This window comes from Streptomyces albiflavescens, from assembly GCF_014645835.1.
GTDB classification, from domain to species: domain Bacteria; phylum Actinomycetota; class Actinomycetes; order Streptomycetales; family Streptomycetaceae; genus Streptomyces; species Streptomyces albiflavescens.
The window spans coordinates 84,110-107,613 of sequence record NZ_BMMM01000024.1; the positions used below are offsets into that span (position 1 = coordinate 84,110).

Below are 23,504 nucleotides of genomic sequence, written 5' to 3' on the forward strand. Positions count from 1 at the left end.
GATGGAAATAGGTCCGATAGATTCCCTCGCTCGCATCTCGCCGTAAGCCTGCTATATAACCGGGCCGATTCCGCCGAGCACTCGTCGGCCATGCCCACTTCTCCCTCACCCGAAGGGTCACTTCGTGCTGCCCTCGTCCTTTACGCGCAAGTTCTCCGCTGTCGCCGTGGCCGCGGCAACGGCCGGTGTGATGGTCATGGCGTCCGCTTGCGGTCACCAGGACGGTCAGGACGATCGCGGGGAGGGCGCGTCCGGCTCCGAGACCGTGCGGGCGGACGAGGCCGGCTCGTCCGCCTCGCCGAGCCGCTCGGCCAGTGCCTCCGCGTCGCCGTCCGCCTCGGCATCCGCCTCTGCCTCCAAGTCCGCTGAGCCTTCAGCCCGTACGTCCGCGTCGTCGGCCGGTGCCTCCCGCGCCACGGCGGGCAGCAGCGGTACGGGTACGGGTACCGGCACCGGGTCGACCGGTGCGGCCGCCGCCGCCCCGAACTTCCCCGTGCCGGTCAGCCCCGGCGACTCGACCCAGCTCATCACCGTCAAGTCGAACGGCTCGTACGCGACCGTGACCGCCTGGGCCAAGGGCTCCTCCGGCTGGAAGGCGGTCCTCTCCGACGGTGCCGGGCGGGTCGGCTCCAACGGCGTGGTCGACGGAGCCACGAGGAAGCAGGGTACGTACACCACGCCCACCGGGACCTATACGATCACCGAGGGGTTCGGGGTCGAGGCGGGCGGGACGAGCATGCCGTACACGCGGGTCAACTCCAGCCACTGGTGGGTGGAGGACCCGGAGTCGAAGTTCTACAACTCGATGCACGCGGCCGCGGGCGCCGACTTCCCGCTCACCGAGGCCGGCGACCGGGGCAGTGAGCACCTCGTCAACTACCCGACGCAGTACGCCAAGGCGCTCGTCATCAACTTCAACCGCTGGCCGGCCACGCCCGGTCGCGGAGCCGGGATCTTCCTGCACGTCAACGGACAGGGTGCGACGGCCGGTTGTGTCTCCGTGCCGCGCTCGACGATGGACCGGATCATGGCCTGGATCGAGCCGGGCGCGCATCCGCGCATCGCCATCGGCTGATCGCGGGGACGACCGCGTCGCGGTCCGGTCGCCGCGGCCAAGATGGTTCCTGAGTGCCTCGCGACGCGTGAAACGCCTTACGACGCTTGAGCCGAGCGAATAGTTGTACGAAATCGAGAGCCCCACCCTGTGACGTTCGTCATGCGCGTCACACGTGATGTTCGGCGTCCCCGTCCCGCTGGGTCTGGTGAACCGGGGCGTGACCACGCCCCGGACGTGTGCCCCGTGCGTACGGGGTCATGTGGACACGGGGACGAGGTGCTGTGAGTCATGGAGGAGCGGACGCCGGCCGGGGTGTGGATGCGGCGGCATGCGGCACAGTTCGTGCGGCAGATCACGGCGCGGAACCGGCTACCGCTGGACTACTCCGTGAACAGCCTGCGGGTCGTCGACTTCATCGTCGACGGGTTACGGAAGGGGAAGTCCGAGCGCGCCGACGTACAGCATGTGCTGTTCGGGCTCGGCGTCTACGCCGGTGAGGTGCTCGTGCGGCGCGCTGGGGCGCAGTGGGTCGAATTCGACGCCGATCAGCGGGAACTGTTCGGCCAGCCCGTCGGCGTACGGATGTCGGACGGACGCGTGTGGAACCCGCTCGGCAAGGTCGTGAAACGTTTCGAGGTCGGGGAGCGGGAGTCCGTACGGATGCTGTACCTGCAACTGCACGGGCGGGCGGCCCGAGCGGTTTTGCCCTGTGGCCATCGGTCCGCCTGAGCTCGAAGAGATGATCGGGCCGGGCGGGGCGCTCGCTTCGCACGAGCCGCCTGACTCGCTGTGACATTTCTGTGCGTCCCGACGCTGATGGGCATGGGGGTGTCGACGCGACCGGTCGTGTCGGCAGCAGGGGAATTCAGGCGAACTCGGTACGAACGAGGACAGTGTTGGGCCAGGGAGGGGAACCCCGCCGCGTGCAGGCGTACGACCGGGAACTGGGCGTGGCCGTCGCGCGGGCACAGGAGGGGGACGAGGCCGCCTTCGCGGTCGCGTACCGGATCGTGCAGCCCGGACTGCTCGGGTATCTGCGCGGAATCGTCGGCGACGACGCGGAGGACGTGACCTCCGACGCGTGGCTGGAGATCGCGCGGGATCTGGGACGGTTCCGCGGGGACGGCGCCGGATTCCGCGGCTGGACCGCGACCATCGCCCGGCACCGGGCGCTGGACCATCTGCGGCGGCTGAAGGTACGGCCCCGGGGGACCACAATCGAACAGGACGTGCTGGAGCTGCCCGGCAGGCACAGCACGCACGACGAGGCGTTGGAGTCCCTCTCCACGGAGTACGCCCTGGAGCTGGTCTCGCAACTGCCGCGCGACCAGGCCGAGGCCGTGCTGCTGCGGGTCGTGGTCGGCCTCGACGGGCCGGCGGCGGCGCGGGTGCTGGGCAAGCGCCCGGGCGCGGTGCGCACGGCCGCGTACCGCGGGCTGAAGAGGCTCGCGCGCCAGCTCGGCGCCGAGGGTGTGACGGATGAGCGACCCCAGACGCTGGGGGAGTCGGGATGAACGGCAAGAAGGCGCCGAACGGCAGGACGCCGTCGGGCAGAGAGCGAAATGGAACCGGACATGGGTGAACGACACGGCGACGGCGGATCCCCCGACCGTCGGGTCGCGCATCCGACGCGTCACTTGAGTGGAGAGCCCGCCCCGAGTGTTCCGCGGACGCCGGATTCCCGGACCCCGGCTCCTCAGGCGCCCGCTGCGGACCTACCCGCCCTGGAAGCGCTGCTCGCCGCCGCCATGCTTGGCAGTGCGAACGACGCCGAGGCCGAGGCGCGGGCCGTCGCCGCCTTCCGTGCCGCGCGGGACGACGGCGCGCTGGCCGCGCGTACCCGGCGGCGGGACGACTGGCGGCCGCGCGAGCAGCGGCGGGTGAGCCGTTCGTTGAAGGCCACGCTCGCCGTGCTGCTGGCGAGCGTGACGCTGGGCGGGGTGGCCGTCGCGGCCATCGGTTCGTCCTCGGACGACGACACGGACGACCGGAGCAGGACCGAGCCGTCGAGCAGCGCCCCGGACCGGTCCGCCGAGTCCACCGAGCCCGACGTTTCCGGTTCCTCCGCCCCCGCGCCGGCCTACCCTTCCGCCCACCCCTCCCAGGCTCAGGACACCGAGGCCCACTGCCGCGCGTACGAATCGGTCAGGGGCCGGGGCAATGCCCTGAACTCGACGGCCTGGCAACGGCTGATCACCGCCGCGGGCGGCGAGGAGAACGTCGCGGAGTTCTGCGCCGAGCAGTTGGCCGAGGCCGCCGAGTCCAAGAACACGAAGAAGGCGGACAGTACGCCGAGCCCGGCCGCCACGTCCGCGGCCACCCCGGCGTCGTCCCCGACGCCGAAGCCGACGAAGTCCAAGGGCAAGCAGTAGAGCCACCGGGAAGTCCAAGGGCAAGCAGTAGAGCCACCGGCAGGATTCGCAAGCAGTAGAGCCACCGGCAGGATTCGCAAGCAGTAGAGCCACCGGCAGGATTCGGGAAAGTCGCGCTGGAGGGGCCCTTCGGCGCGTCCACGCGCGCCCTCCGCTCTCGCCGATGGCAACGGCCGAGGCCGCCACCCCCCACAGGAGAGGCCCCGGCCGTCGCGCGGCACGGGCCGCGCGGCGGCCCGTACTCTCTACAGCGCCGCGGCTGCGGTTTGTGTCACACCTCGCTCCGTCACGAGATAGTTGCATGCTGTACGAACATGGACGGGGAGCGGTTTCACGCCGTAACGTGCCTTTCGCGCCGCGGCGCGGACCAGGGACGGACCGACGAAGGACCCACGACCGCAACCATCAACTGAACGACCACGATGGCGAGCAACCACGTCCGCGAGAGCGGCGCCGGTTCGAGGCGCAGAGGGAGTGCGGTGCTGGGGGACGACGCGGAGCTGACCGCCGCGGTGCTTGCGGCACAGGACGGGGACGAGACCGCGTTCCGGACTGTGTACCGCGCGGTGCACCCACGGCTGCTCGGATACGTACGGACGCTGGTCGGCGACCCGGACGCGGAGGACGTCACGTCCGAGGCCTGGCTGCAGATCGCCCGTGACCTGGAGCGGTTCAGCGGGGACGCGGACCGCTTCCGTGGCTGGGCGGCCCGGATCGCCCGCAACCGCGCGCTGGACCACATACGGATGCGCGGGCGGCGCCCCGCGATCGGCGGTGACGAGACCGAACTGACCGGCAAGGCCGCCGAGTCGGACACCGCGGGCGAGGCCATCGAGGCGCTGGCCACCGACAGCACCCTCTCGCTCATCGCCCAGCTCCCACAGGACCAGGCGGAGGCCGTCGTGCTGCGCGTCGTGGTCGGCCTCGACGCCAAGACCGCCGCCGAGACGCTCGGCAAGCGCCCCGGAGCCGTCCGCACGGCGGCACACCGCGGTCTGAAGCGGCTCGCGGAGCTGCTCGGCGGGGATCCGGAATCCGCCGGCGGACTCGGCGCCGTTCCCCCACAACGAGGTTCGCGCACACGCGCGGTGACGTCCGCCGGTGTGACGCATATGCGTTCGCGGACGCAGAAGGACATGTGATGGCCGACGAGCAGTACAGGTGGCTGGACCGCGATGCCGCGGAGCGTTTGCTGCGTGGAGAGCCGTTGGAAGCCGTCGACGCCGACACCCGCGAACAGGCGGACCGACTCGCCGACGTGCTCGGTACGCTGGCCGCCGAACCCACACTGAACAGCCCCGAACTCCCGGGCGAGGCCGCCGCGTTGGCCGCGTTCCGCTCGGCGCGCGCGGACAGGGACGGCGAGCGCGCCCAGCTCGGCCGCCGTGGCCTCACGCACCCGGCCGCCCATGCTTCCGACGCCGGTCTGGTTCGTCTCGGACGCGCCGCCGGGAACGGTCGCCGGGCCCGTTGGGGACGTCCCACCCGCTTCGGACTCGCCGCGGTGCTGGCCGCCGGAATGCTCGGCGGGGTCGCCGTCGCGGCCGGAACCGGAGTGCTGCCGACTCCGTTCAGTAACGAGCGACCGAGTCCCGCCGCCTCGGTCACGGCCGCCGGGACACCGGAGCAGCCGCTCCTCTCGCCGTCCCCCGGGGCTTCGGGGAACGGCGGCTCCCAGGTGCCGACGCCCGACGGCACCACGAACGGCCCGTCCGGCGGGAATTCCTCGGATGATGACGCGGTCGGTGGCGCCGCGAGCGGGCAGCCGCGCTCGGACAGCACCGGTACGTCGGGCCGCACCCACGATTGGTGGAGGCGGACCCGCTCGTCCTGCCGCGATGTCCTCGACGGCAAGGATCTGGACGCGGGCCGCAGGCGTGCCCTGGAGGACGTCGCGGGCGGCAGCGGCCGGGTGCGGAAGTACTGCACCGGCATTCTGGACCGGCTGGACGGCAACTCCGCGGGCCAGGACGGCGGCGACGACAAAGGCTCGGACCATGGCGGCCATGGGGATCAGGGCGACCAGGGCGGTGACGACGACGGCAACCACATACTGCCGGGCGGCAACGACGACCATGACAACGGCGGCATCCTCACCCCGTCGCCCTCGGCCCCGGCCCTGAGCCCGCTGCTGCCGAGGCAGACCATCACGACTCCGACGCCGACCCCGACGTACAGCGTGCTGGGTCTTCCCACCGACAACTGAGCCGCGAGCTGTCTCAGCTGACCGAGTCGCGAACGCTCGCAGGTAACGGAGTCGCGAGGTCTCACCGCCCACCGAGCCGGGAGCTGTCTCAGGCGACTGAGCCGCGAGCTGTCTCAGCTGACCGAGTCGCGAACGCTCGCAGGTAACCGAGCCGCGAGCTCTCGCCGCCCACCGAGTCGCGAGCTCCCACCGCCCACCGAGCCGTCGGCCTCATCAGCCGCCGAACCGCACGACACCTCGCTGACCTGCGGTTCCGTAATTCTTCGAAGTTTTTTCGGCTCGGGTGTGACGTTTTCGGCCGCCGTAGCGCAGTACTGGGTGAGCCGACTGGTCATCGGCCGTAGCACGGAGCCGGGGTTCCCCCCGTACCCACGGCTCTGTGCACTTGGCGCGGGCGGGACACGTTCCCCCGGTCCCGCCCGCGCCCCACTCTCCTTCTCCGGTCTTCCCGCTTCTCCGGTCTTCCCGCCGGGTTCTCCATCCTTTCCGCCGGGCCGGTCGGTCACCAGTAGACGACGACCTTGTCCCCGTTGCGGACCTGCGCGAACAGCGCGGCGATCTTCCCCTGGTCCCGAACGTTGACGCAGCCGTGCGAGGCGCCGTAGTAGCCCCGGGCCGCGAAGTCCGAGGAGTAGTGGACCGCTTGGCCGCCGCTGAAGAACATCGCGTAGGGCATGGACGTGTGGTAGATCGTCGACACGTGGTAGCGCGACTTGAAGTAGACGCTGAACACACCTTCGCGGGTCGGCGTGTACTGCGAGCCGAACCGCACGTCCATCGTCGAGACCGTCTTCCCGTCGATCATCCAGCGCAGGGTGCGGCTCGTCTTGCTGACGCACAGCACGCGGCCCGTCATACAGCGCGGGTCCGGCCGCGCGGCCGGCTGCCCGCCGTAGGGGTACAGCTCCCAGGCGACCGGTTTGTGCGTCATCTTCTGCAGCCGCTCCCAGGTGACGGTGTCCAGCCGGCCGGTGCGCGGCAGACCCCGTTTGCCCTGGAAGCCCTTCACGGCGTCGACCGTCCGGGCGTCGTACGTCCCTGTCGGCGCGGTGATGAGCCAGGCGACCTGGTGCAGCCGGGCCTGGACCTCACGGACGTCGATGCCCTTGTCGCCACGGGACCACAGGACCTTCGGGGCGGGGGCGTCGGGCTTGCCGTCCTCGGGCGTGGAGGTGGACGTGGGTGCGGGCGTGGCCGTAGTGCCGTTCCGGGCGGGCGGCGGCGTCTTCCCGTCCGCGTCCACGGCCTGTGCCGTACAGCCGCTCACCGCGACCAGAGCCGCGACGGCGGCCAGTGATCTCTTCATACTTATCGTCATACCTGCTGTGCGCATCCGGACCCCCGTTTCGCCGATATGTCACCTGAGATGCTCCCCGCGCGTGACCGGTTGCGAACTAGGCGGCATGGTGGAGAGCGAGACCACGAAACAGGTCCGTGAACAGGTCTGTGAGGAAGGTCCCAGCGTGGGCCACTCCACCGGGCGCACGGCCGCCGCTACAGTCCGTCGCGAGGGTCGATTCGTACTAGTCAGTAGCATCAGCGGGAGGCACAGCACATGGCGCGCGAATCCGAGTCCGGTCTGCCCATCGAACCGGTGTACGGGCCGGAGACTCTGGAGGGCTGGGACCCTGCCGAGAAGCTGGGCGCGCCGGGGTCCTACCCCTTCACCCGTGGCGTGTACCCGTCGATGTACACGGGCCGTCCGTGGACGATGCGGCAGTACGCCGGTTTCGGTACGGCCGTGGAGTCGAACGCCCGCTACAAGCAGCTGATCGCCAACGGCACGATGGGTCTGTCGGTCGCCTTCGACCTGCCGACCCAGATGGGCCACGACTCGGACGCCGCCATCGCGCACGGTGAGGTCGGCAAGGTGGGCGTGGCGATCGACTCGGTCGAGGACATGCGGATCCTGTTCGGCGGCATCCCGCTGGACAAGGTCTCCACGTCGATGACGATCAACGCGCCCGCGGCGCTGCTCCTGCTGATGTACCAGCTGGTCGGCGAGGAGCAGGGAGTGCCGGCCGACCAGCTGACCGGCACGATCCAGAACGACGTGCTCAAGGAGTACATCGCGCGCGGGACGTACATCTTCCCGCCGAAGCCCTCCCTGCGCCTGATCGCGGACATCTTCAAGTACTGCAAGACCGAGATCCCGAAGTGGAACACGATCTCGATCTCGGGCTACCACATGGCGGAGGCGGGCGCGTCGCCCGCACAGGAGATCGCGTTCACGCTCGCCGACGGCATCGAGTACGTCCGTACGGCGGTCGCGGCGGGCATGGACGTGGACGACTTCGCCCCCCGGCTCTCCTTCTTCTTCGTCGCCCGCACGACGATCCTGGAGGAGGTCGCCAAGTTCCGTGCCGCGCGCCGGATCTGGGCCCGGGTGATGAAGGACGAGTTCGGCGCGAAGAACCCCAAGTCCCTGATGCTGCGCTTCCACACGCAGACGGCGGGCGTGCAGCTGACGGCCCAGCAGCCGGAGGTGAACCTGGTCCGTGTCGCCGTCCAGGGCCTGGCCGCGGTGCTCGGCGGCACGCAGTCCCTGCACACGAACTCCTTCGACGAGGCGATCGCGCTGCCGACCGACAAGTCGGCGCGCCTGGCCCTGCGTACGCAGCAGGTCCTGGCGTACGAGACGGATGTGACGGCGACGGTGGACCCCTTCGCGGGCTCGTACGTCATCGAGAAGATGACGGACGACGTGGAGGAGGCCGCGGTCGAACTCATGGCCAAGGTCGAGGAGTTGGGCGGCGCGGTCAACGCGATCGAGCACGGCTTCCAGAAGTCCGAGATCGAGCGCAGTGCCTACCGCATCGCCCAGGAGACCGACTCCGCCGAGCGGGTCGTGGTCGGCGTCAACCGCTTCCAGCTCGACGAGGAAGAGCCCTACGAGCCGCTGCGGGTGGACCCGGCGATCGAGGCCCAGCAGGCGGAGCGGCTGGCGAAGCTGCGGGCGGATCGGGACCAGGCCGCGGTGGACGCGGCGTTGGCCGACCTCAAGAAGGCCGCCGAGGGCACGGACAACGTCCTCTACCCGATGAAGGACGCCCTCCGCGCCCGCGCGACGGTGGGCGAGGTGTGCAACGCGCTGCGGGAGGTTTGGGGGACTTACGTGCCGTCGGATGCGTTCTGACCTGGGAGATTCCTCCGAATGGGTGATCGGGGGCGGAATCCGTCCGTTCCCGGTTACGCTCGTGGAGGGTGTTCCCGAAAGGAGGGTGCCGTGGCCGTGATGCTGCATGAGTCGTCGCTTGCCGAAGCTGCCGACCGGCTCTGGGAGGAGCTGCCCGGGCACCGGGTGGAGATCCTCAACGGGAGCATTGTTGTGACACCGCCGCCGGATGGCCCGCACCAGGAGACGCTGACCTGGCTCATTGAGGAGTTCCTGAGAGTCAAGGCCAGGCAGGCAGGGCTCAGGTACGTGCAAGGGATCGGTTTGTGGCTGCCAACTGGGCCGGATGACTATGCGGTGCCGGACTTCTCCGTCGTCGACGCCGACTACAAGGACGCTCTCGTCGAGAAGAACTGCTACGCGCCGCACGTCTTCCGTCTGGTACTGGAAGTGACTTCGTCCAACTGGACCAATGACACGGCCACCAAGGTCGATATCTATGCTCGGGCCAACCTCCCCGTCTACCTTGTCGCCGACCGCAAGCACGACGAGGTCCTCCTCTACCAGAACCCGGCTGACGGCAAGTACCCCGACGCCCAGCGCTTCAAGCGAGGGCAGACCGTGCCCGTTCCCGAGTCCGTCGGCGTCACCCTCGGCCTCTCTGCGGACACCCTCCTCGACGGCGACGACTGACCCGAAGCCGGAGTGTCGTATCCCCGTGCGACACTCCATCTCATGCTCGGTGTCATTGATCTCCCCACCTATCTCGCGGGACTCGTCCTGATCGTCCTGCTGCCCGGTCCGAATTCGTTGTACGTGCTGTCGGTCGCCGCCCGCCGGGGTATCCGGGCCGGGTACGCCGCCGCCGCCGGCGTCTGGTGCGGGGACACCGTGCTGATGACGCTCTCCGCCGCCGGTGTCGCCTCGCTGTTGCAGGCGAACGCCGTGCTGTTCGGGATCGTGAAGTACGCGGGAGCCGGGTATCTGAGCTGGCTGGCGGTCGGGATGTTGCGGGCCGCCTGGGGGATGTGGCGGACGCGGCGGGAGAAGACCGTCCACGAGGACGCCGCCCCTGCTGCCACCGATGAGCGGCCGTACCGGCGGGCGTTCGTCGTCAGCCTGTTCAACCCCAAGGCGATCCTCTTCTTCGTCGCCTTCTTCGTGCAGTTCGTGGACCCGGGGTACGCCTACCCGGCCCTCTCCTTCGTCGTGCTCGGCGCCTTCGCCCAGTTCGCGAGCTTCCTGTACCTGACCGCGCTCATCTTCAGCGGTACGAGGCTGGCGGCGGCCTTCCGCAGGCGCAAGCGCCTCTCCGCCGGGGCCACGACCGCCGCCGGCGCCCTCTTCCTCGGCTTCGCCGTGAAGCTCACGCTGGCCAGCGCCTAGGAAACACCTAGACCACGCCCACGCGGGTCGCGTACTCCGTCAGACCCTCCGCCGTCGCGCCCGCCCAGCCGACGTAACCGTCGGGCCGTACGAGGAAGAACCCCGTGCCGTACGCCTCGCAGGAGGGGATGTGGACCGTGCGGACGGCGGCGGGCAGGGGCGGCAGGGCGGCCCCGTCCGTGCCGACCGTCAGCAGCGTCCAGTGCGGCCCGCGGAACGCGTCGAAGAGGCGTACGTCGCCGACCGTCCCGTCCGGTGCGCGGTCGCCCGCGTGCAGCGCGTCCTCCGGGAGGCCCGCGCGCCTCTCCACGGTGAGCGAGCGGCCCCGGTAGCCCAGCCCGAGCTGCCGCGTGGCCGCGCCGCGCCGGACCTCGCCCCGGTGCACCCGGGTGGACAGGCCGAGCATGTCGGCGGCGATGGGCAGCCGTTCCTCCTCGTAGGAGTCGAGCAGGGACTCGGGAGCCCCGTCGCGCAGCACCGCGCCGAGCTTCCAGCCCAGGTTGTACGCGTCCTGGACGCTGGTGTTGAGGCCCTGGCCCCCGGCGGGGGAGTGGACGTGCGCCGCGTCCCCGGCGAGGAACACCCGCCCGGCGCGGAAGCGGTCCGCCATCGCGGCGCGCGGCCGAAAGTCCGAGGCCCAGCGCACCTCGGTCACGTCGGCGGGGGACAGATGCGAGCGGGCGTCGACGACCTTGCGGATGCCGTCGAGGGAGAGGTCGACGTCCGTACCCTCCGGGAACTGCGCCACGACCTGGAAGTCCTGCGTTCCCGCCAGTGGGCAGATCGCGAGGAAGCCGTCGTCGTCCCCGCGCGGCGGGAAGACATGCCAGTTGTCGCGGTCGAGCCCGGTGATCCGGACGTCCGCCACCAGCATGGGGTGGGGGTCCACGGTCTCCCCGGCCATGCCGATCCCGAGCGCGCGGCGCACCGCGGAACGGCCGCCGTCGGCGGCGACGGCGTACCGGGCGCGCACGGGTGCGCCAGAGGTGAACTCCACCGTCACACCGTCCTCGTCCTGGGTGAGACCGACGACCTCCCGCCCGAACGCGACCGGCCCTCCCCCAGGCTCTCGGCTCCGTTCGAGCAGGGCGGATGATCCCCACAGCTCCTCCAGCCGCGCGAACAGGATCTCCTGGGTGCGCCACTGCGGCACCATCCACGGCTCGGTGTACGGCGAGTCGCCGCTCGCCTCGGCCGGGTCGAACATCCGGTGCTCACCCACCCGCTCGCCGTCCTGCCAGATCATCCCGACCGGGTACCTGCCGCCCGCCGCGAGGATGGCGTCCAGCACCCCGAGGTCCTCGAAGACCTCCATCGTGCGCGGCTGGATCCCCTTGCCGCGCGACCCGGGGAAGAGGGCCTCGGCCCGCTCCACGACGAGCGCGTCCACCCCGCGTCGTGCGAGGTCGGCGGCCAGGGCGAGTCCGGTGGGGCCCGCGCCGACGACGAGTACGTCCGTGTTCACGATTCCCTCTGCACCGGCGATTCCGTTCGCGTTCACGACAGCCTCCTTAACGCTGTTAAGTTCCATGCCAGGAGCATGCCCTTAACGGCGTTAAACTGTCAAGCGTGGTTACCCAGAGATCCCCCAAGCTGGACAAGAAGCAGGTCGTCGACACCGCCCTGCGCCTGCTGAACGAGGTCGGTCTCGACGGCCTCACGCTCCGGGCGATCGCCAAGGAGCTGAACGTCCAGGCGCCCGCGCTCTACTGGCACTTCAAGAACAAGCAGGAGCTGCTGGACGAGATGGCGACGGAGATGTACCGCCGGATGGTCGAGGAAGCGCCGCTCGCGCCCGACGTCACCTGGCAGGAGCGCCTCCTGACGGCCAACCGCGGACTGCGCGCCGCGCTGCTGAGCTACCGCGACGGCGCGAAGGTCTTCAGCGGCTCCCGTTTCACCGGCACCCTGCACGCCGTCGAGATGGAGCGGACCCTGCGCCTCTTCACGGAGGCCGGATTCACTCTGGCCCAGGCGGTACGCGCCACCTCGACCGCGTACCTGTACGCCCTCGGCTTCGTCACCGAGGAACAGGGCGTCCAGCCCCTGCCGGGCGAGCGCCGCGAGGGCTACGACGTCGAAGAACGCGCCCGCCGGATGGCCGACTTCCCGCTGTCGGCCGCGGCGGGCGCGGAGATCTTCGAGGACTACGACCGGCACTTCGAGGACGGGCTGGCCCTGGTGATCGCGGGGATCGAAGCGCGGTACGGGGTCGGCTGAGCCGACCGCCGTAGGTCAGCGCGCCCCCGGGCCCCTGCCCGCGCGGGCGCTGCGGATCGCGCGGGTGAGGACGGGCGGCAGCAGGTCGGCGGCTATGCGACGGGTGCGGCCGCGGCGCGGGGCGGCGGGTCCGCTCGGCCGGGTGAGGGTCCGGTCCGCGGCGGGGTCCGGCACGCTCGCGTACCGGGACGGCGGGAAGGGCGGTGCCTGCATGCCCTTCTTGGACTTGAGGCGGACGATGCGGTGTCCGGCCGCCTGCTGGACGCTCAGACGGCAGTCCTCGCGTCCGCGCACCGCCGCCAGCAGTTCCTCTTGGGCGGGGCCCGGATCGTCCCAGGTCCCGTACAGCTTCTGCGTGCTCAGGCAGATCGGGCGCAGGCCCCTGGTGAGCACCGCCTCCCAGGCGGCCACGGAGACGCCGGGTGTGTGTTCCGAGCGGAAGTCGTCCAGGACGACGACCCCGCCGGGCAGCAGTGCGTCGCGGGCGGCGCCGATGTCGTCGTACACGTGCTCGTACAGGTGCGAGGCGTCGATGTGGACGAACCGGCAGGAATCGGGAACTGTCTCCGCCGGGACCACGCTGCTGGGGCCCTGCAGAACGCGGGGCAGCGCGTCGTGGAAGGAGAGGTAGTTCTCCTCGAAGGCCTGCCGGGTGAGCGCGGCGTACGACTTCGTCGACTCCGCCTTGTTGGCGTCGTCCGGCGCGGAGCCCTCGAAGAGGTCGCACACCGTGTACCGCTCACCGTCCTGAAGATGACGGCCGAGGAAGATCGCGCTCTTGCCCATGTATACGCCGACTTCCAGCAGGTCACCCCGCATTCCCGAGGACTTCTGGCGGTCCAGGAACCACTCGAAGAGCATCTGGTCGAGAACGGGGAACCAGCCGGGTACGTCGTCGAGCCGGCGGGGCGGTCGGGTCGTGTCTGGTACGAGGGTCATATGGAGGGAGCACTCCCTTGTACGGACGGGCTTGTACGGATGTACGGACAGGCCTGTGCGGACGAGTCCGCGGGGACGAGCCTGTACGGAACTTCCTCGGCGTCTGCCCGACGACGCGTGCCCAAACGGGCGGCCAGGTGAACGACAGACCAACTCCTGTGCGTCACCTGTGAGGCGTGCCGGTCGGCCCGGGCGCCGTCCGTGCCGGACCCACTTCGGCCACCCGCCCAAGGGTTCTCGCCCACCCGCCCAAGGTTCTCGCCCCGCCGCCCCTACCCTTCCCCGAGCTCTCGGCTTCGCTCGGGCAGAGGAACCCCCGTCGTCCTCGGGGGTTCCGCCCCGAAGCCACGCTCCTCAAACGCCTGAGGGGCTGAACGAATCAGCCCCTCAGGTGTGCGCGAAGAAAGCTACGGGCGTGGCTTGGACAGGGCTCCACGGAGTTTGGGGGTGAGCCACTCCTCCACATAGCGGTTCAGCAGCCAGGCCAGCAGCAGCATCGTGGCGACCGTCAGCAGGAATGTGCCGTACGACGGAATGTGCAGCGTCTGGTGGTAGGCCTTGATGACGACCCAGCCCAGGTGCTCGTGGACCAGGTAGAAGGGGTACGTCAGGGCACCGGCGACGCTCAGCCAGCGCCAGTTCGCCCAGTTCAGCCAGCCGAGTGCGATGGCCGCCACCGCCACATAGCCGAACGTGACGACCAGCATGATGCCGAACGACGAGCGGTAGGAGAAGAAGTCCGGGTTCGGGGCGTGCCACAGCTTCACCACGGCGTAGTGCTGGCCGATCAGATAGCTGACCGCGACGATGCCCCAGGCGTACGCGTCCCGCCGGTCGCGGTGGATCAGGTAGAGGCCGACGCCGCCGATGAAGTACGAGGCGTACTCCGGCATCAGGACGATGTTCAGCAGGGGCTCGTTCGCGGCCTGCGCGAACGCTGCCGCCAGCGTCCAGCCCGCGCAGAAGAGGATCACCCGCTGCCGGTTGGCGCCCGGCAGGACGATGCACAGGGCGAAGAGGGCGTAGAAGCGGACCTCGGCCCACAGCGTCCAGCAGACGCCCAGCACCCGGTCCACGCCCAGGGGTTGCTGGAGCATCGTCAGGTTCACCAGCGCGTCGCTCGGGGAGACCGCCTTGTACGCGACCACGGGCAGCGCGAACACCGCCGTCACGATGATGATCGCCGCCCAGTACGCCGGAAGCAGACGGGAGGCGCGGGAGGCGAAGAACGACCGCAGGGACCGGCCCCAGCCGCTCATGCAGATCACGAAGCCGCTGATCACGAAGAAGACCTGGACACCCAGACAGCCGTACGCGAAGTACGAGTGCACCATGGGGAACTGGTGCTTCGCGGAACTGCCCCACGCCTGCGCGACCTCGCCGTCGCGGCCGCCGTAGTGGTACGCGGCGACCATCAGCGCGGCGATGAGCCGCAGTCCGTCGAGCGCACGCAGGCGTGGCGCGTGCGCCCGGGGCAGTATCCGGGGCGGGACTCCGTCCGCACCGGCTTCCGGCGCGGACTCGGGGAGCGAGGTGTCCACGGGGGCGGACGCGGCGGCGGTCATCCGAGCGTCGCCCGCTTCAACGACCGGGCGCGGCGCGCCACTCGGCGTACCGTCGCGTTGCGCGGAATGAAGGCGAGCTGCGCGGGGACCGCGCCCGGGAGCGCCAGGGAGGTGAGCCGTCGGCGCTTGAAGTACCGCCAGGTGTACTGATTCAGATGGTGCGTCAGATAGTTCTCGGCGGCCTGGCGCAGGTCCGGGTAGATCTTCGGCTGCATGGCGAATCCAACGGCTCGTACGAGTCCGGTCAGGGCCGTGACGTCCAGGCCGCGCCGCTGCTCGGTGACCGCCGCCTTGTCGGACAGTTCGGGCAGCAGGGCGTCCACGATCGTGACGGGGACGCGGTTGCTGTTCTCGTAGGGCGTGAGGCGGTCGAGCAGCGACTCGGTGCCGACGCGGGCGACCGGCAGGCCATACAGCGCGGACGCCGTGAGCAGCGCGGTGGAGAAGCAGCCGACGACCAGGGCGGGGCGCATCCGCTGGTAGAGCACCTCGGCGAGGACCGGGGTGTCAAGGACGGTGAGGTCCGCGCCCAGCTTCTCGGCCTCCCTCTCCAGTAGCCGCGACCAGCGGGCCGGGGCCGAGGGGTGCGGCTTGAACACCACGCGGGTGTGGCCGAGCGCGAGGGCGCCCTTCAGCATCCGTACGTGGAGGTTCTCCTCCTCCTCGGCCGTGAGGATGTCAAGGGCGGAGAGGTATTGACCCAGCAGCAGTGCCGGCTCGTCGATCGACGGCAGCTCGTCACCGGTGTCGACGAGTTCGGCGAGGACCTTCACGAACGCGTCGGTCGGTACGATCTCCGGCTCGACGTCGAACTCCGTGAGGAGCAGCGGCTTGAGGCCGGGGACCAGGTCCAGGTGGAGCAGACGGTCCACCCGGGTGCCGACCAGCGGGTCGATCTTGTTGCGGGTGGGGCCGTAGCTCATCAGGCCGTCGGCGTACACGGTGACGGGGGCGCCGGTGAAGATCTGGGAGATGCCGAGCGCCGGATTCACCTGGATCGACTCGACGGCCAGCTCGATGTCGTCGTCGCCGAGGTTCCAGGCGAGCCGCAGATGCCGCTCCCACAGGGGTACGTCGTCGAGTCGCGGGGCCCAGCCGCCGGGGTGGAAGGGCGAAATGGTGTCGTTCCACGAGATCACGTCGTCGAAGCGGCCGCGCAGCCGCTCGAAGCCGGGCATCTCGTCCACGCCGGGCGTCGTCTCGGGTGTCGCCGCGTTGTTGGAGACGAGCAGGATGCGCCGGTCGGCCGGCGCGAAACACTCGGTGTCCAGGGCGGCGGCGAGCGTGGCCGTGCCGTACAGCGTGGACGCCATGAAGATCTGGGTGGTCACGCGGCGACCCCCGAGGCCGGAGCGGGACGGCGGCGCAGCCGGCGCAGGCGCGTGGCGCGCTGGACGTCCATCGAGTCGAGGGCGTCGTCGAGCACGCCCTGCGGCATGCGCCGCAGGGCGACTGCGCTCATCGACTTCAGTTTCCGTGCCACCGCTGGCTCGAACCTTTCGATGGATCCCAGGTGATGGGAAATAATCGCGCAATACGTGCGCACGGCTTTGGGCAGGAGTTTTTCCGCGTCACGGTCCGTGGCGGTTTCGGCCACCACCTGGTCGAACGCGCGAATGAAATCGAGCTGACGCACATCACCGATCTGGGTGAGAGAGGAGGCTACGCCACGCCGATAGAACACGCCGAGCAGCCCCACCGTGGCGAAGGATTCCGCCTCCCGGTGCAGCTTCCAGATCCACGGCCGGTCCTCGGCCGTGCGCAGCCCGTCGGTGAAGTGGAGCAGGCCGCGGTCGACCAGCCGGCGGTGGTAGATGCCCGCCCAGGCGTAGGCGTAGTCGACGGAGGTGGACCGGTCGGCGGGCAGGATCGCGTCGCGCGGACGCATCACCACGCCCCGCCGGCCCTGCGGAACGCGGTGGATGGTGCGGGCGCGGGCGGTGCACTGGACATGATCCGTACGGACGAAGTCGCAGCCCAAGTCTTCGATGGAGGCGACGAGCTGCTCGTAATACCCGGGGGCGAGCCAGTCGTCCCCGTCGAGGAACGTGAGGTAGTCACCGCGCGCCTTGTCGATCCCGGTGTTGCGTGCGGTGGCCAGTCCTCCGTTCTTCTCGTGTCTGACATACACCGCGCCCGGGAGCTCGCGCTCCGCGCGCGCGAGAATGTCCGGTGTCTCGTCGCGCGAGCAGTCGTCGACGAGAATGAATTCGAAGTCTGCGCGAGCGTTCGCACGCAGGCTCTTCAGGGTGTCGGGCGCATATTGCTGCACGTTGTAGAACGGCACGATGACGGAGAGCTTGACCACCCACGTGACGTTAGGCGGCAGCCCGGCATTCGTCTTGACCGGCGGCTTGATGTCAGGTGAACGGCGCGTGGCGAACCTGTGAACCGGGCTTTTTTGCTGTGCGTAACCGGCCCGATTCGCCATTCGTCGATGTGCTGTTAACCCTTTGTTGCATTCGGGTTGGGCCGCAACTCGAAATGGCTTCCTAGCGTCTTGGACGTGCCAGCAAGTACTACGAAGTCCCTGCGGGTCGCCGTCCTCGCGGATTCCGATACTCGGTGGAAATGGGGTTCGCTCACCGCGAATCGCATTTCTCCTGCCGAATCGGACATTCGCCTCGACGGATTCCTCCTGCGCGGCCGTGCCACCCCCACCGCCCGCCAGCTCGAAGAAGTCGGCGTCCGCGCGGATTCCCTCCGCGAGGTCACCGCCGTCGAGTTCCTGCGCGAGATGGCGAAGGAGCAGTACGACGTACTGGTCCTCGCCCTCGTCGGCGGCGCCGTGCAGGCGATGCTGCACGGCCTGGCACACGCCTGGGAGGGGCGCGAGAACCGGCCCGTGGTCGTCACCGGCTATGTCGGTGTCGTCTACGAGAAGCTCGCCGACGGCCTGCTGCTGCGGCACGGCGCGGACCTCGTCCTTGCCAACTCCCGCCAGGACGCGGACCGTTTCCAGGCCGTATACGAAGGAGTCGGCGCCGACGCCTCGTCGGTGACCGAGGTCGCACTGCCCTTCCTGGGCGGCACGGCCTACCCCGCCGGGGGGCACGACCCGTACACGGTCGTGTTCGCCGCCCAGCCCTCCGTACCGGAGAGCCGCAAGGACCGTACGTACCTGCTGAACCGGCTGATCCAGCACGCACGGCTGCACCCGGACCGCGAGGTCCTGCTGAAGCTGCGCTCGAAGCCGGGCGAGCACACCACGCACATCGAGGAGTTGCCCTACCAGAAGCTGGTGCAGAAGGCGGACCCGCCGGCCAACTTCCGCCTGGTCTACGGGCACATGGGCGAGGTCCTCGACCGCACCGACCTGCTGGTCACCATCAGTTCGACGGCGGCCCTGGAGTCGCTGCACCGCCGGATCCCCACCGTCGTCCTGAGCGACCTCGGGGTGCGCGAGGCGCTCGGCAACCACCACTTCGTGGGCTCCGGCTGCCTCGCCTCCTGGGACCAGCTCGACGCCGGACACCGGCCGTCGCCCGACGCGGCGTGGGTGGCCCGGCAGGGCGTCGCCGCTGGGGGTCCCCCCTCTGGGGGAGCGTCCTACGAGGCGGCCTTCGACGTGGCCCGGTTCCGCATCACGGAGCTGCTGGAAGCGGAAACGCTCCCGGCCCTCGCCCCCTACTACACGCCCGTCACCGCGCCCGGCTACCTGCCCGGCATCCTCGCCCGCCACCACCTCGGCCCGGACGGCAGCCCGCTGCCCGGCGCGCCCGCGGCGGACAAGGAGCCCAGCCCCGTACGGCAGATCGTGCGCAGGGCGGCCCGCGGCGCCTACCGCCACGGCGTCCAGCGGGTGGCTCCGGTGATCCGGCGGATGGGCGAGCTGTGAGCTACGCAGCCCAGAGCCCTGGGCCCCCTCGCCCCCCACGCCCTTCTCGCTTCCCTCGTCAAGGAGAACAGCGCATGACCAACTCCGAAGCGGGCCAAGCGGCGCCAGTGCGCCGCGTGCTCGCGGTGATCCCCGCGCGCGGCGGCTCCAAGGGCGTGCCCGCGAAGAACCTCCTCCCGGTCGGCGGTGTGCCGCTGGTGGCCCGCGCGGTGCGCGAGTGCCGCGCGACCCGGCTCGTCACGGACGTCGTGGTCTCCACGGACGACCAGGCGATCGCCTCCGCGGCCCGCGAGGCCGGCGCCGAGGTCGTGCTGCGCCCCGCCGCCATCGCCGGCGACACCGCCACCTCCGAGGCCGCCGTCCTGCACGCCATGGACGCCCACGAGACGCTGCACGGCGCGGCGGTCGACGTGGTCCTCCTCGTGCAGTGCACCAGCCCGTTCATCGTCCGTGAGGACATCGACGGCGTCGCCGCGGCGGTCGTCGAGAACGGCGCGGACACGGCCCTGACGGTGGCCCCCTTCCACGGGTTCATCTGGCGGGACGCGGCGGACGACCCCCAGGTCGTCGAGACCACCCGCACCGATGAGGCGAGCGAAGCCGGGGGAGGCGCCATCAAGGTCGCCAACTCCACCACCACAGAGGGTGGTTACGGCGTCAACCACGACAAGTCCTTCCGCCCGCGCCGCCAGGACCGCCCCCAGGACCTCCTGGAGACCGGCGCCGCGTACGCCATGGACGCGGCGGGGCTGCGCGAGCACCAGCACCGCTTCTTCGGGCGTACCGAACTCGTGCGCACCGACCCGGCCCGCGTGCTGGAGATCGACGACCCGCACGACCTCGCCCGTGCCCGCGCCCTCGCGCCCCTCTTCGACGCGAACCGGCCCGGCACCCTCCCGACCGCAGCCGACATCGACGCGGTCGTCCTCGACTTCGACGGCACCCAGACCGACGACAGGGTGCTGATCGACTCCGACGGACGGGAGTTCGTCTCCGTGCACCGCGGAGACGGCCTCGGCATCGCCGCCCTCCGCAAGAGCGGCCTGACGATGCTGATCCTGTCCACGGAACAGAACCCGGTAGTCGCCGCCAGAGCCCGGAAGCTGCAGATCCCGGTCCTCCACGGCATCGACCGGAAAGACCTCGCACTGAAGCAGTGGTGCGAGGAGCAGGGCATCGCGCCTGAGCGCGTGCTCTACGTCGGCAACGACGTCAACGACCTCCCGTGCTTCGCCCTCGTGGGCTGGCCCGTGGCGGTCGCGAGCGCCCACGACGTCGTGCGCGGCGCCGCACGCGCGGTCACCACCGTCCCCGGTGGCGATGGCGCGATCCGAGAGATCGCCAGCTGGATCCTCGGCCCTTCTCTCGACTCCCTCGACAAGTAAGGAACTTCTCCACCATGAGCACCAACTCCCGTCTGCGCACGTTCGGCTCGAAGACCGCCGGCCCGGGTCACCCCGTCTACGTCGTCGGTGAGATCGGCATCAACCACAACGGCGAGCTCGAGAACGCCTTCAAGCTGATCGACGCCGCCGCCGAGGCCGGCTGCGACGCCGTCAAGTTCCAGAAGCGCACCCCGGAGATCTGCACCCCGCGCGACCAGTGGGACATCGAGCGCGACACCCCCTGGGGCCGCATGACCTACATCGACTACCGCCACCGTGTGGAGTTCGGTGAGGACGAGTACCGCCAGATCGACGAGTACGCCAAGAGCAAGAACATCGACTGGTTCGCCTCCCCGTGGGACACCGAGGCCGTCGCCTTCCTGGAGAAGTTCGACGTCCCGGCCCACAAGGTCGCGTCCGCGTCCCTGACCGACGACGAGCTGCTGCGCGCCCTGCGCGCCACCGGCCGCACGGTCATTCTCTCCACCGGCATGTCCACCCCGAAGCAGATCCGCCACGCGGTCGAGGTCCTCGGCTCGGACAACATCCTGCTCTGCCACGCCACCTCGACGTACCCGGCGAAGGCCGAGGAGCTCAACCTCCGCGTCATCAACACCCTGCAGGCCGAGTACCCGAACGTCCCGATCGGCTACTCCGGTCACGAGACGGGCCTGCAGACCACGCTCGCCGCGGTCGCCCTCGGCGCCACCTTCGTCGAGCGTCACATCACCCTCGACCGCGCCATGTGGGGCTCGGACCAGGCCGCCTCGGTCGAGCCGCAGGGCCTGACCCGCCTCGTCCGCGACATCCGCACCATCGAGGCCTCCCTCGGTGACGGCGTCAAGAAGGTCTACGAGTCCGAGCTCGGCCCGATGAAGAAGCTGCGCCGTGTCACGGGCGTCGTCGCCGAGGCGGAGATCGCCGCCGCCGCGGGCGAGCCGGTCGCGGTCTGAAGGCCCTGATTTCCTTACGACGGGACGGTCGTACGACGATGAGCCCCCGCGCCGGTTCCGCCGGCTCCCGCACTCTCGCCTTCGTCGAGAGTCCGGTACAGCTCCTGAACGTGCTGGAGTGGGCGTACGCGCATGCTCTCAGCACCGCGGTGCCCGGCGCGGGGCCCTCCGGGGCGGCCGAGCCGGTGTCCGGCGGGGGGCTCTCCGGGATGGCCGAGCCGGTGTCCGGCGCGGGGCTCACCCTCGTCGTTCTCTCTCCCAACGACCCGATGACCCGCGGTCAGCTGCGCCGCATGGCGGAACTGGCCCGCGACGAGGGCCACGAGGTCCGCTGGGAGGAGGCGCGCGGCGGTACCACGGCCCCCTTCCACACGATCGGTGGCCTGGCCCCCCTGCTTCGCAAGGCCAAGCGCATCGTCATGGGAGACCCCTTCTCCCGTTACGTGCAGCTGTTGCTGACGATCACCCGTGCCCGCGATCTGGTCGTGGTCGACGACGGCACGGCGACGATGGAGTTCGTCGCCCAACTCGCCCGCGGCGAGCGCCTGGTGCGCTGGCACCGGCGCGGCGGCCGCCCGGGCGCCCGCGACGTGATCTTCGCCCCGGTGTCGGCTTCGGCGCGCCGCCGGCTGACCCCGAACGACCGCCATACGGTCGAGGTCTTCTCCTCCATGCCGATCGACTCGGCACCGGACGGCGTCCGCATCACCGCCAACGACTTCTCCTGGACCCGCGCCCGCTTCGGCCCGCCCCGCATCACCAAGGGCGCGGACCTGGTCGGCACGTCGCTCGTGGAGACGGGCGTGGTGGACCCGGAGCGCTACCTGGCGGCGGTCAAGAGCCTCGCGGGAGCGCACGGCGCGACCCGCTACTTCGCCCACCGCCGTGAGAGCACCGACAAGCTGCACCGCCTGGCCGCCGAGACGGGCCTCGAAATAGTCCGCCCCGACCTGCCGCTCGAACTGATCGCCCGCCGCGGCCCCATCGGCCGTACGATCCTGAGCTTCCCGTCGACGGTCGTCCACACCCTCCCGCTGGCCCTGGTCGGCACGGACGTCCGCGTCGCCGTCTGCGACATCGACCCGACCTGGCTGACGGAGAACGCGTCACCGAGGGCGCAGGGGTTCCTGTCGGGAGTCACCGGGACGGCTCGGGATGTGCATCGGCTGTCGTCGGTGGCGGCGCTCTAGAGGCGACTTGCAGAGACTGCACAGTTGACGCACCGAACAGACATATGTTGTTCGCGATCCAGCCATGGATCGCGCGTTGGACCGACATGATTCGGCCATTGAATCTCCCCGCGCGGTGCCGTCCGGCCACCGCGCTCTGATTCCGTTTCCGGAATGGGGGGACCGCAGTGGCGTCCGCGCAAGAGGAGTCCGACAGACCGGAGTCCGACAGACCGGAGTCCGACAGACCGGAATCCGACAGATCGAGGGCGGGCATACCGGTCTTCGGCACTCTGGTCCCCGGCACTCTGGTCTTCGACAAACCCGCCCCCCGGCGGCCGTACGCGGCCCGAGGGCTCGGTGATCGATTCTTCCGGTACCAGCTGACGGCCACCGGTCTCGCCGTCCTCGCCATCATGGCGGGGGTCGGGCTCTTCCTGCTCCTGAGGGCCGGTCAGGCGCTGCGCGCCAGGGGCTTCGCCTTCCTCACCACCGCCGAATGGCAGCCGGACGTCCACCGGTTCGGCATCGCGGCCGTCCTCACCGGCACCGTGCTGATTGCCGCGGTGGCGGTGACGATCTCCGTGCCGCTGGCCATCGGGACCGCGCTGTTCATCTCCGACGTGGCCCCGCGCAAGCTGCGCCGCACCCTGGTGACGATGGTCGACCTGATGGCGGCGGTCCCCTCGGTGGTGTACGGGCTGTGGGGGCTGTTCTTCCTCCAGCAGCATGTGATCGGCCTGTCGCGGTGGCTGTCCGAATGGTTCGGCTGGATCCCGCTGTTCAAGGTGGACGGCACCCAGCCGGGCGAGCCGCTCGCCTCCGAGAGCGTCTTCACGGCCTCCACCTTCGTCGCCGGGATCGTCGTCGCGCTGATGGTCGCGCCGATCCAGTGCTCGGTGATGCGCGAGGTCTTCTCGCAGGCCCCGGCGGGCGAGCGCGAGGGCGCGTACGCGCTCGGCGCCACCCGCTGGGGAATGATCCGCGCGGTCGTCCTGCCGTACGGCAAGGGCGGCATCATCGGCGGCACGATGCTGGGGCTCGGCCGGGCGCTCGGCGAGACCATCGCGGTCTACCTGATCATCTCGCCGGTCTTCACCATCCAGCCGCACATCCTGCAGACCGGCTCGAACTCGGTCTCCTCACTGATCGCCCTGCACTACGGCGACGCCTCCACCTTCGGCATGTCGGCGCTGATGGCGGCGGGCCTGGCGCTGTTCCTGCTCACCCTTGCGGTCAACTTCACGGCCTCCTCCGTGGCGGCCCGCTCCCGGTCCGGCGCACAGAGCGAGGCATGAG

Annotated in this window: 22 protein-coding genes; 15 read left to right on the forward strand and 7 right to left on the reverse strand. The window is 70.2% G+C overall.

All coding sequences use genetic code 11. The features are described 5' to 3' along the window. Window positions 1-225 precede the first annotated feature (225 nt). Window positions 226-576: a hypothetical protein gene (locus tag IEY95_RS49745; RefSeq protein WP_229703737.1), complete on the reverse strand. Its 351-nt coding sequence runs from the start codon at window positions 574-576 to the stop codon at window positions 226-228. Between IEY95_RS49745 and IEY95_RS49750 the strand changes: the two genes are divergently transcribed. The 6 genes from IEY95_RS49750 to IEY95_RS42630 all read left to right on the forward strand — a co-directional run bounded on the left by IEY95_RS49750 (window position 560) and on the right by IEY95_RS42630 (window position 5,635). Further along, on the forward strand, window positions 560-1,075 hold the full coding sequence (locus tag IEY95_RS49750) for a L,D-transpeptidase family protein (RefSeq protein ID WP_229703738.1): 516 nt from the start codon (window positions 560-562) through the stop codon (window positions 1,073-1,075). The two genes, IEY95_RS49745 and IEY95_RS49750, sit on opposite strands and share 17 nt — an antisense overlap. 270 nt (window positions 1,076-1,345) lie before the next feature. Continuing rightward, window positions 1,346-1,786 carry a hypothetical protein gene (locus IEY95_RS42610; RefSeq protein ID WP_229703739.1) on the forward strand — a complete coding sequence of 147 codons (441 nt, stop codon included), beginning with the start codon at window positions 1,346-1,348 and terminating at the stop codon, window positions 1,784-1,786. A 167-nt stretch (window positions 1,787-1,953) separates the two neighbouring features. Then, window positions 1,954-2,571 carry an RNA polymerase sigma factor gene (locus IEY95_RS42615; protein ID WP_189191640.1) on the forward strand — a complete coding sequence of 206 codons (618 nt, stop codon included), beginning with the start codon at window positions 1,954-1,956 and terminating at the stop codon, window positions 2,569-2,571. 234 nt (window positions 2,572-2,805) lie between these two features. Next, the gene (locus IEY95_RS42620) at window positions 2,806-3,429 is read left to right on the forward strand and encodes a hypothetical protein (protein ID WP_189191641.1); all 624 of its coding nucleotides are present in this window, start codon (window positions 2,806-2,808) and stop codon (window positions 3,427-3,429) included. 479 nt (window positions 3,430-3,908) lie between these two features. Further along, window positions 3,909-4,571 (forward strand): RNA polymerase sigma factor, encoded by a 663-nt coding sequence (locus IEY95_RS42625; RefSeq protein WP_189191700.1) that lies wholly within the window; start codon window positions 3,909-3,911, stop codon window positions 4,569-4,571. Further along, window positions 4,571-5,635 (forward strand): hypothetical protein, encoded by a 1,065-nt coding sequence (locus IEY95_RS42630; protein WP_229703740.1) that lies wholly within the window; start codon window positions 4,571-4,573, stop codon window positions 5,633-5,635. Before IEY95_RS42625 ends, IEY95_RS42630 begins: the two co-directional genes overlap by 1 nt. A gap of 502 nt (window positions 5,636-6,137) precedes the next feature. Here IEY95_RS42630 and IEY95_RS42635 read toward each other — a convergent pair. Then, window positions 6,138-6,968: a L,D-transpeptidase family protein gene (locus IEY95_RS42635; protein WP_189191643.1), complete on the reverse strand. Its 831-nt coding sequence runs from the start codon at window positions 6,966-6,968 to the stop codon at window positions 6,138-6,140. A gap of 222 nt (window positions 6,969-7,190) precedes the next feature. Between IEY95_RS42635 and IEY95_RS42640 the strand changes: the two genes are divergently transcribed. The 3 genes from IEY95_RS42640 to leuE all read left to right on the forward strand — a co-directional run bounded on the left by IEY95_RS42640 (window position 7,191) and on the right by leuE (window position 10,136). Next, a complete protein-coding gene (locus tag IEY95_RS42640; protein ID WP_189191644.1) occupies window positions 7,191-8,771 on the forward strand; it encodes an acyl-CoA mutase large subunit family protein in 1,581 nt (526 codons plus the stop codon). A 99-nt stretch (window positions 8,772-8,870) separates the two neighbouring features. Continuing rightward, complete coding sequence (locus IEY95_RS42645; protein ID WP_229703747.1) at window positions 8,871-9,443, forward strand: Uma2 family endonuclease; 573 nt, start codon at window positions 8,871-8,873, stop codon at window positions 9,441-9,443. 42 nt (window positions 9,444-9,485) lie between these two features. Continuing rightward, window positions 9,486-10,136: a leucine efflux protein LeuE gene (gene leuE / locus IEY95_RS42650; RefSeq protein WP_189191646.1), complete on the forward strand. Its 651-nt coding sequence runs from the start codon at window positions 9,486-9,488 to the stop codon at window positions 10,134-10,136. A gap of 7 nt (window positions 10,137-10,143) precedes the next feature. On the opposite strand, the gene IEY95_RS42655 is transcribed toward leuE, so the two are convergent. Continuing rightward, the gene (locus IEY95_RS42655) at window positions 10,144-11,601 is read right to left on the reverse strand and encodes an FAD-dependent oxidoreductase (RefSeq protein WP_229703748.1); all 1,458 of its coding nucleotides are present in this window, start codon (window positions 11,599-11,601) and stop codon (window positions 10,144-10,146) included. 104 nt (window positions 11,602-11,705) lie between these two features. Between IEY95_RS42655 and IEY95_RS42660 the strand changes: the two genes are divergently transcribed. Continuing rightward, the gene (locus IEY95_RS42660; RefSeq protein ID WP_189191648.1) at window positions 11,706-12,356 is read left to right on the forward strand and encodes a TetR/AcrR family transcriptional regulator; all 651 of its coding nucleotides are present in this window, start codon (window positions 11,706-11,708) and stop codon (window positions 12,354-12,356) included. A 15-nt stretch (window positions 12,357-12,371) separates the two neighbouring features. Here the strand turns inward: IEY95_RS42660 and IEY95_RS42665 are convergent, their stop codons facing one another. From IEY95_RS42665 to IEY95_RS42680, 4 genes are all read right to left on the reverse strand, one after another. Then, complete coding sequence (locus IEY95_RS42665) at window positions 12,372-13,295, reverse strand: class I SAM-dependent methyltransferase (protein WP_189191649.1); 924 nt, start codon at window positions 13,293-13,295, stop codon at window positions 12,372-12,374. Window positions 13,296-13,702: 407 nt separating this feature from the next. Continuing rightward, window positions 13,703-14,860, reverse strand: a complete 1,158-nt coding sequence (locus tag IEY95_RS42670; RefSeq protein WP_189191650.1) for an acyltransferase family protein — start codon at window positions 14,858-14,860, stop codon at window positions 13,703-13,705. Further along, window positions 14,857-16,191, reverse strand: coding sequence for an alpha-2,8-polysialyltransferase family protein (locus IEY95_RS42675; protein ID WP_189191651.1), 1,335 nt, complete (start codon window positions 16,189-16,191; stop codon window positions 14,857-14,859). Before IEY95_RS42675 ends, IEY95_RS42670 begins: the two co-directional genes overlap by 4 nt. Beyond that, window positions 16,188-17,168 (reverse strand): glycosyltransferase family 2 protein, encoded by a 981-nt coding sequence (locus IEY95_RS42680; protein WP_189191701.1) that lies wholly within the window; start codon window positions 17,166-17,168, stop codon window positions 16,188-16,190. Before IEY95_RS42680 ends, IEY95_RS42675 begins: the two co-directional genes overlap by 4 nt. Before the next feature lie 198 nt (window positions 17,169-17,366). Between IEY95_RS42680 and IEY95_RS42685 the strand changes: the two genes are divergently transcribed. The 5 genes from IEY95_RS42685 (at window position 17,367) to pstC (ending at window position 23,503) form a co-directional block, all read left to right on the forward strand. Beyond that, the gene (locus tag IEY95_RS42685) at window positions 17,367-18,698 is read left to right on the forward strand and encodes a DUF6716 putative glycosyltransferase (RefSeq protein ID WP_189191652.1); all 1,332 of its coding nucleotides are present in this window, start codon (window positions 17,367-17,369) and stop codon (window positions 18,696-18,698) included. 74 nt (window positions 18,699-18,772) lie between these two features. Beyond that, a complete protein-coding gene (locus tag IEY95_RS42690) occupies window positions 18,773-20,083 on the forward strand; it encodes an N-acylneuraminate cytidylyltransferase (RefSeq protein WP_189191653.1) in 1,311 nt (436 codons plus the stop codon). 14 nt (window positions 20,084-20,097) lie between these two features. Then, a complete protein-coding gene (locus IEY95_RS42695; protein ID WP_189191654.1) occupies window positions 20,098-21,036 on the forward strand; it encodes an N-acetylneuraminate synthase family protein in 939 nt (312 codons plus the stop codon). Between the two features lie 38 nt (window positions 21,037-21,074). Further along, window positions 21,075-22,226, forward strand: coding sequence for a hypothetical protein (locus IEY95_RS42700; RefSeq protein ID WP_189191655.1), 1,152 nt, complete (start codon window positions 21,075-21,077; stop codon window positions 22,224-22,226). A gap of 167 nt (window positions 22,227-22,393) precedes the next feature. Continuing rightward, window positions 22,394-23,503 carry a phosphate ABC transporter permease subunit PstC gene (gene pstC, locus IEY95_RS42705; protein WP_229703742.1) on the forward strand — a complete coding sequence of 370 codons (1,110 nt, stop codon included), beginning with the start codon at window positions 22,394-22,396 and terminating at the stop codon, window positions 23,501-23,503. Window position 23,504: the final 1 nt, after the last annotated feature.

Bases quoted from the DNA above. Each gene is read 5' to 3' on its own strand.
- IEY95_RS42610 (WP_229703739.1), top strand. From the start codon at position 1,346: ATGGAGGAGCGGACGCCGGCCGGGGTGTGGATGCGGCGGCATGCGGCA.
- IEY95_RS42620 (WP_189191641.1), top strand. From the start codon at position 2,806: ATGCTTGGCAGTGCGAACGACGCCGAGGCCGAGGCGCGGGCCGTCGCC.
- IEY95_RS42630 (WP_229703740.1), top strand. From the start codon at position 4,571: ATGGCCGACGAGCAGTACAGGTGGCTGGACCGCGATGCCGCGGAGCGT.
- IEY95_RS42635 (WP_189191643.1), bottom strand. From the start codon at position 6,968: ATGCGCACAGCAGGTATGACGATAAGTATGAAGAGATCACTGGCCGCC.
- IEY95_RS42640 (WP_189191644.1), top strand. From the start codon at position 7,191: ATGGCGCGCGAATCCGAGTCCGGTCTGCCCATCGAACCGGTGTACGGG.
- IEY95_RS42645 (WP_229703747.1), top strand. From the start codon at position 8,871: ATGCTGCATGAGTCGTCGCTTGCCGAAGCTGCCGACCGGCTCTGGGAG.
- leuE (WP_189191646.1), top strand. From the start codon at position 9,486: ATGCTCGGTGTCATTGATCTCCCCACCTATCTCGCGGGACTCGTCCTG.
- IEY95_RS42665 (WP_189191649.1), bottom strand. From the start codon at position 13,295: ATGACCCTCGTACCAGACACGACCCGACCGCCCCGCCGGCTCGACGAC.
- IEY95_RS42670 (WP_189191650.1), bottom strand. From the start codon at position 14,860: ATGACCGCCGCCGCGTCCGCCCCCGTGGACACCTCGCTCCCCGAGTCC.
- IEY95_RS42690 (WP_189191653.1), top strand. From the start codon at position 18,773: ATGACCAACTCCGAAGCGGGCCAAGCGGCGCCAGTGCGCCGCGTGCTC.
- IEY95_RS42695 (WP_189191654.1), top strand. From the start codon at position 20,098: ATGAGCACCAACTCCCGTCTGCGCACGTTCGGCTCGAAGACCGCCGGC.
- IEY95_RS42700 (WP_189191655.1), top strand. From the start codon at position 21,075: ATGAGCCCCCGCGCCGGTTCCGCCGGCTCCCGCACTCTCGCCTTCGTC.